Consider the following 7,208-nt stretch of genomic DNA (forward strand, 5'->3'; position numbering starts at 1 on the left):
GCATATTCGCTTGCGCGGACACCACGCTGCTACTCGCTCGCCCTGAATCCGCGCAAGCGAAGGGCGTTGCCCACCACGAACAGCGACGAGAGGCTCATGGCTGCCGCGCCGAACATGGGCGAGAGCTGCCATCCCAAGATGGGGAAGAAGACGCCCGCCGCCAGCGGGATGCCAAGGGAATTGTAGAACAGGGCCCAGAACAGGTCCTGCTTGATGTTGCGGATTACCGCTCGCGATAGCTCGATGGCGCGCGCCACGTCCACAAGGTCGCTGTGCATAAGAACCACGTCCGCGCCCTCTTTGGCCACGTCCGCGCCGGCGCCTATCGCCAGGCCAACGTCGGCTCGCGCCAGGGCGGGGGAGTCGTTGATGCCGTCTCCAACCATCGCCACGCGCTCGCCGGCGTCTTGCAGCTCGCGTACCAAACGCTCCTTGTCAGCGGGCAAGACGTCCGCGACCACCCGCGCCACGCCCACGCGTTTTGCGATCGCCTGCGCGGTCAACGCGTTGTCGCCGGTGAGCATAACGGTCTTGATGCCCAGGCGATCCAGAGCGGCGATGGCTTGAGCGCTGGTGGGCTTGACCTCGTCCGCAACCGCAACGGTTCCAACAAGGCGCCCGTTCTTGGCAAAGAACAGCGGCGTCTTGCCCTCGTGGGCAAAGCTTTCTCGCATGGCCTGGTCGACCTCTATGCCAAGATCGGCCATAAGGCGGTCGTTGCCGGCGGCGACCTGGTTGGCGCCCTCGCGCGCGGTCACGCCGCGGCCGGGCAGCGCTTGGAAGTCTTCCACGCGGCGCGCGACTATGCCCATCTGGTCCGCGCGCGCCATGATGGCTTCCGCCAGTGGGTGCTCGCTGCCCTTCTCGAGTGCGGCGGCGAGCTTCATCAGCGCCTTCTCGCTCATGACGGGCGCGCCGTCCGGGCCGGTGGCGGGCAGGACATCGGTCACGCTGGGGGTTCCCGCGGTGATGGTGCCGGTCTTGTCCAGCACCACGGTGCCAACGCCGCGCAGGTTCTCAAGCGCCTCGGCGTTCTTGAACAGCACGCCCATCTCCGCGCCCTTGCCGGTGCCCACCATGATGGCGACGGGCGTGGCCAGGCCAAGCGCGCACGGGCAGCTGATAACCACCACGGCGACCGCTGCGGTAAGCGCCTCGTTGACGTCGCCAGTGAAAAACATCCATGCGGTAAACGTCACCGCGGCGATCGCCAGCACCACGGGAACAAAGACGCCGGCGACCTTGTCCGCCAGGCGGGCGATGGGCGCTTTGGTTGCGTTGGCGTCCTCTACCAGCTGGATGATCTTGGCCAAGCTGGTATCCGCGCCCACGCGGGTGACGCGGAACGTGAACGTGCCCGTGCGGTTGATGGTCGCGGCGGATACGGTGTCGCCGGGGTTCTTCTCTACGGGGATCGACTCGCCGGTCAGCGCGCTCTCATCGATGGAGCTTGCGCCTTCCAGCACAACGCCGTCTACGGGCACGGATTCGCCGGGGCGCACGCGTATGACCTGGCCGGGTAGGATCGCCTCTGCCGCCACGGTGGATTCGCTGCCGTCCTCGTCCACAACGCACGCGGTCTTGGGCGCCAGGTCGATGAGCTTCTCAATGGCTCCGCCCGTCTTGGACTTTGCGCGAGTCTCCAGGTACTTGCCTACCGTGACCAGCGACAAGATGGTTCCGGCACTCTCAAAGTACAGGTTGTCCATTGCCGTTGCCGCCGCGGCGTTGACATCGCCCACCGCCAGCTGGTCGGCCATGACGAACATCGCGTAGACCGACCACGCCACGCTGGCGCTCGCGCCAATGGCGATCAGCGCGTCCATGGTTGGCGCGCCGTGGATCAGCGACTTGAACCCGCCGGTGAAGTACGACCTGTTCACGTACAGGATCGGCAGCAACAGCAACAGCTCGGCCAACGCCAGCGTCATGGCGTGGTCATGGTCGCCCAGCGCGGCGGGTAGCGGCCAGCCTAGCATATGGCCCATGCCTATGTAGAACAACGGGACCAAAAACGCCAGCGACACCGCAAGGCGCCCCTTCATGGCATCTGCGGTCGCCTGCAGCTTCTTTGTGGGCGATTCTGGACGAGAAGCTCCCGCCGCTCCCGTCAAGCGCGCGCCGCCTGCCGCCCCGGCGGCCCCGTCCGTGCCCGGCGCGCCCGCTCGACCCGCCGGCGAGGGAGGCCGTGTAGCCCGCCCGGTCCACGGCGGAGCAGATCTCCTCCGCGCTTACTCTGTCAGGATCGAAGTCGACCGTCATGGAGCCGGAGAGCAGGTTGACGGCGACCTCCTGCACGCCGTCGAGTTTGCAGACCGCCTTGTCAACGTGCGCTTGGCAGGCGGCGCACGTCATGCCCCCAACATCGAATCTCTCATGAGCCATAGCATGTCCCTCTCGCGTGTTTACTGCGGCTTACTATATCACCCACACCCCCTGGGGGTGTATGAGAAGCCGAAAAAACGTCAATTCTCGCAAGGACGTGGGGCGCGCCGTTTTCGCTAGCGCCCTATACGATTAGCGCGCGGTGTTGCCATATCCAATCGGCAGACGTTGCAACTTGGGCGGTAAACGTGGGGTTTGAGTGCTTGTTTATTCGCGGTAGGGGAGGAACGGCGCGATGCCCCATATACTTAGCGCTTGGCGGAACCTGCTCCATCGCCACGGCCCGACGGCTTTCGCGATCCGCCCGCGCGGCATCCACCCTCCCGCGCGCCTTTGAATTTGCCTGATAACTAACCTGCAGCGTTCGCGCGGCGCCGACTGCGCTCCAGACGCGCGACCGATCGGCCGGCGAACCCTGCCAGAATGGAAACAACTGCATGACTGCACAGAACAACGATGAGCTCGAGATGCTCGACACCGCCGCCGACGCCTCTTTCTCGTCCAAATCCGCGGACGCTGCCGATGAGCTCGCCCGCTTCGCTGACCTTGGCCTTTCCGATGAGGTCCTGGCCGCGGTGGAAGACCTTGGCTACGAGCACGCCACTCCCGTCCAGGCAATGGCGATTCCGCAGGTCCTGGCCGGCCGAGATATCCTTGCCGCCGCGCAGACCGGCACCGGCAAGACGGCCGCCTTCTTGCTGCCCACCATGAGCAGGCTGCCGCGTGTCAAGCGCGCTCGCGGCCGCGCGATGTCCGTGGGCTGCGGTCCCCGCATGCTCATCATCACGCCCACGCGCGAGCTCGCCCAGCAGATCGACGACGTCTGCAAGAAGGTCGCCGCCCGCACCCGTCATACCGCCGTCACCGTGGTGGGCGGCGTGTCCTACAACCCCCAGAAGAGCGCCCTCAAGCGCGGGTGCGACATCCTGGTCGCCACGCCGGGCCGCCTGGTCGACCTCATCGACCAGGGCGCCTGCATGCTGGACGAGGTCCAGGTCCTGGTTTTGGACGAGGCCGACCGCATGCTCGACATGGGCTTTCTGCCCGCCGTCCGCAAGATCGTGAGCTATACGCCCGCCGATCGACAGACCCTGCTGTTCTCTGCGACCTTGGACGAGGCCGCCGTGGGCTCCATCACCGATCTGGTGAGCGACCCGGCGCGCGTCGAGATCGCCCCTGCCACCTCCACCGCCGAGACCGTCGAGCAGTACCTGCTGCCCGTCTCGCTTGAGGCGAAGAACGGGGTCCTGGCAGACCTGCTGCTTGCGCAGGGCACCGAGCGCGTCATCGTCTTCACCCGCACCAAGCGCCGCGCCGACACGTGCTGCCGCCGCCTGGCGCGCGCCGGCATTTCCTGCGCCGCTATCCACGGCGACCGCAGCCAGGCCCAGCGCGAGCGGGCGCTCAAGGCGTTCCGCGCCGGCAAGTGCGACGTGCTGGTGGCGACCGACGTTCTCGCCCGCGGCATCGACGTTACCGACGTGCGCTACGTGGTCAACTTCGACGTGCCTGAGGAGCCCGTGGACTACATCCACCGCATCGGCCGCACCGGCCGCGCGGGCGAAGTGGGCTGGGCCGTCACTATTGTGACCAGCCAGGACATCGATGAGTTCTTCGACATCGAGGCGTTGATGGGCAAGACCGCGGACCTTTACGATGCCGAGGGCCTCGAGTTGGGCGAGAACCCGCCCGCCGTCGACCCCGATCGCGTTCCGGCAGACAAGCCCGCTGGCAAGAAGGCCAAGAAGCGTCGCCGCGCCAAGGCGGAGGCGGGCTCCAAGCCCAAGGGCGAGGGGCGTGCCCCCCGTCGTCCGCGAAAGCAGCGCGATGAGCGCCCCGCGGTCGACTCCGGTGAGGCCAAGCCTCGTTGCAAGCGCTCTTTCGACGAGAATGCCAAGGCCGAGCGCCAAGCCGCCGCTCGCGCTGCCAAGCCGGCTCGCGAGGACGGCCCGCGCGACGAGGCTCTCGAGGCCGCGCCCAAGCCGTCTCGACGCAAGCGCGCGGGAAAGACCCGCGTGCGCGCGCAGGAGGCCTCCGACTCCAAGCGGCGTCGCGACCGCGACGGCCGCGGCTCTAATAGCGATCGCGCGGACCGCGCCTCCCGTTCCGAGCGCTTCGACCGCGCCTCCCGTTCCGAGCGCTCCGGTCGCGGCCGATCCGGTCGCAACCGTTCCGGCGAGCAGCGTTTCGACCGCGCTCGCAGCGGCTCCTCTCGTTCGGACCGCCCCCGTTCCGACCGCTTTGACCGTCCTCGCGGCGAGGAGGTACTGGCTACTCCGCGTAGCGCCCGCGATACCTGGCGCAACTACGATGAGCCCAGCGACCGTCGCGGACGCGGTTCTCGCGGCGGACGTGCCGGCGGGCGCGACAATCGCGGTAACTACGGCTCGCGCGGCGGCCACTCTGCGCCCCACGCAAACAATCGCGGCGGCAGCCGTCGCCCGGGAGACCGCGGTGGACGCTCCGGTCGCGCTTAATCGCCAGGGCGCAGCCAGATCCAACATAGCTTGCTCTCATTTCAAGGCGGGTCCTTTACTGGGCCCGCTTTTTTGCGCCTATTGGTTCGATATGCAATCTAAGCGTCGAAATCAATCGTTTTATGCAGCTGGTTTTCAGTCTTAAAAGTCGTACCTTTTCAGGATGGTCAATGAGGGCCGCGAGGCGGGTAGCGCCGGGCTCCGAAAGGCCCTGAAGGCCTGCCGGCCTTTCTACGTGCGCTGCGTCATCTGTCTTCTAACAGACGTATATTAGAGTAATGTCGCCAAGAATAATTAGCGCTACATGGTGCTGCATAGCGTCAGGGCTCGCTGGGAGATCGTCGCGCTATAGAAGTCGCTAAATCGATCCTTTTGGTCCGTGCATAAGCCGGGGGATCCCCGCTTCGTGGCCCTCATTGACCAACCCAAGGCGGTACGACCTATTTCAAGGAGCTTCCGCCTCATCCACCGACCATCTAAACCTCTCATTTTCGCCTTCACTTTCGAATAGGCTCTCCCGTCCGTTGCGCTCTTAGCGAGCATCTGGTATATTCTTTGCCACGGGGTATAACTAAGTAATACTATGTAATACCAACGCACCAGAATCACACCCGGCGCGCGCTTTTTGCCCAGCCGCTTGCGCGCGCAAACGTACTAGTGTCATATCTGTTAGGACTAACCATGGCAGAGCACATGACCCCGGTCGTCGCGAAGGTCTTGCCTGAAGAAAAGGCGGCCTTCGCGGCTGCGACCCAGCAAGTGGGGACAACTCCTTCAAACGCGATACGAATGTTCATCGCCGCCTTCAACAGGTGCGGCACGTTCCCCTTCGACATCTCTCCCGCGGGCGTTCTCGGGGCGCCGCGCGCCTCCGTGCAACCTATGGCCTCAGATGGGGAATAACCCGTAAAGGCAACTTGTCCGACGGGAGCCCAAATGACTCAAGATTTCAGCAATGACCTTGGCGGGTCTGCCCCAACAAAGGAGCCCCTGCATCCAGCGCCGGTTTCGTTGGCCGAGGTTTCCGCAGAAGAGCCTGCGAACTCGGAGGGAGGGGCCACGCGTCCAACAGAAGAGGCTCCGCGCCCGGCGGGCGAGCCTCCGCTGCCAGCGCCTGCACCCTCATCGTCGCCAGCTCCCATCGATCAGCCCCGCCGTTCGCATCGCTGGAGATGGGTGGCGTCGCTAGCGGGCGTGGTGGCGACCGACATGATGGTCCAAATCGTCTTTTCCGCAGTCGGCGTGCTGCTCATAGAGCTCGCGGCCCAGGCGGGCGTGCTGCCCCAGGCGCAGGCGGCAGCGCTGATAGATAGCCTTACCCCAATAGTCGTCCTCACCCAGGCGGTGCGAATCGTGGCGATGTGGCCCTGGTGGCGCCACGTTGCGCGAAGTACCCTTGTTCCGCGCCCGGAATCGCTTCCCCCGCTCAAGCTCCGTTTGGGATCCGTCGCCGGTTTGGCGCTGCTGGGAGTAGGCCTTCAATTCGTGTTGGGCGTGGCGCTCACGCTGATCTTGCCGCTGTTTCCAGATGTTATGGACGAGTACACCGAGCTCATGGATTCTGCCGGCGCCGGTTCAAGCGATTTCTCCTTGCTGAGCGTGCTTTCGGTAACGGTGCTGGCGGCGGTGGGCGAGGAGATCGTGTGCCGCGGCGTCATGCTCGAGTACGCCTTGCGCGCCGTGAGCGGCTACCGTGGCCCCGCGTCCCATGCGCCCATCAACGACCGCATGTTCTGGATTGCAAACGCCCTGCAAGCCGCCGCGTTCGGTCTGCTGCATCTCAACATCGTCCAAAGCACCTACGCGTTTTTGCTGGGCTTGGCAATGGGCTGGGTCTATTGGAAAACACGAGACCTTCGCTATCCCATGGTGCTCCATCTCTCCATCAACGCGGCGTCCTACATCATCGAGCCCATTTCCGCCGCGCTGCCCGACGTCGCGTTCATCGCCCTTTTGCTGGCCTGCCTCATCGCGGGGACAAGGCTGTTCGCCATGGCGTGGGGCGCGCCCCGTCACCATGCGCCCGCCGGCGAGGAGCCGTCGCCCAATCCGCCCGCGGACTGACGAGCCGGTGCCTGGGCCGAGCCATGACGCGTTCGCGCCCATGCCCCAGCCTTGTGCGCGTCCGGTGCGACCGGCGTGTTTATACAATTCGCAATCAAAAAGGGAGAACCGCAACAAGTGGTTCTCCCTTTTATTCAAACGTGGTTATTTCTATTGTTTGGACGATGAACCTTTGCCGTTGCGCGTGCTGCGTCCCTTGCCGCCCCCGCGACTCGCGCTCCTGCCGTTGCCGCCGCCCCTGCCAGCGCCGCGGCCACCGCTGCGCCCGTCGGCACCGCTGCC

Annotated in this window: 5 protein-coding genes; 3 read left to right on the forward strand and 2 right to left on the reverse strand. The window is 65.3% G+C overall.

Annotated features, from left to right (window positions below; genetic code table 11):
- Positions 1 to 29 precede the first annotated feature (29 nt).
- Positions 30 to 2,027 (reverse strand): copper-translocating P-type ATPase, encoded by a 1,998-nt coding sequence (locus HMPREF9452_RS07530; protein WP_232205037.1) that lies wholly within the window; start codon positions 2,025 to 2,027, stop codon positions 30 to 32.
- Positions 1,939 to 2,385 (reverse strand): heavy-metal-associated domain-containing protein, encoded by a 447-nt coding sequence (locus HMPREF9452_RS12175; RefSeq protein ID WP_315968582.1) that lies wholly within the window; start codon positions 2,383 to 2,385, stop codon positions 1,939 to 1,941. The genes HMPREF9452_RS07530 and HMPREF9452_RS12175 overlap by 89 nt, the downstream gene beginning before the upstream one ends.
- Before the next feature lie 437 nt (positions 2,386 to 2,822).
- Here HMPREF9452_RS12175 and HMPREF9452_RS07535 point away from each other — a divergent pair, with 437 nt between their 5' ends.
- The 3 genes from HMPREF9452_RS07535 to HMPREF9452_RS07550 all read left to right on the forward strand — a co-directional run bounded on the left by HMPREF9452_RS07535 (position 2,823) and on the right by HMPREF9452_RS07550 (position 6,926).
- The gene (locus HMPREF9452_RS07535) at positions 2,823 to 4,862 is read left to right on the forward strand and encodes a DEAD/DEAH box helicase (RefSeq protein WP_009141543.1); all 2,040 of its coding nucleotides are present in this window, start codon (positions 2,823 to 2,825) and stop codon (positions 4,860 to 4,862) included.
- Between the two features lie 681 nt (positions 4,863 to 5,543).
- Entirely contained in the window at positions 5,544 to 5,765 is a 222-nt protein-coding gene (locus HMPREF9452_RS07545) for a type II toxin-antitoxin system RelB/DinJ family antitoxin (RefSeq protein ID WP_009141544.1), read from the forward strand.
- Positions 5,766 to 6,038: 273 nt separating this feature from the next.
- A complete protein-coding gene (locus HMPREF9452_RS07550; protein WP_050797645.1) occupies positions 6,039 to 6,926 on the forward strand; it encodes a CPBP family intramembrane glutamic endopeptidase in 888 nt (295 codons plus the stop codon).
- Positions 6,927 to 7,208: the final 282 nt, after the last annotated feature.

Origin of the sequence: Collinsella tanakaei YIT 12063 (assembly GCF_000225705.1) — a bacterium.
Classification (GTDB): domain Bacteria; phylum Actinomycetota; class Coriobacteriia; order Coriobacteriales; family Coriobacteriaceae; genus Collinsella; species Collinsella tanakaei.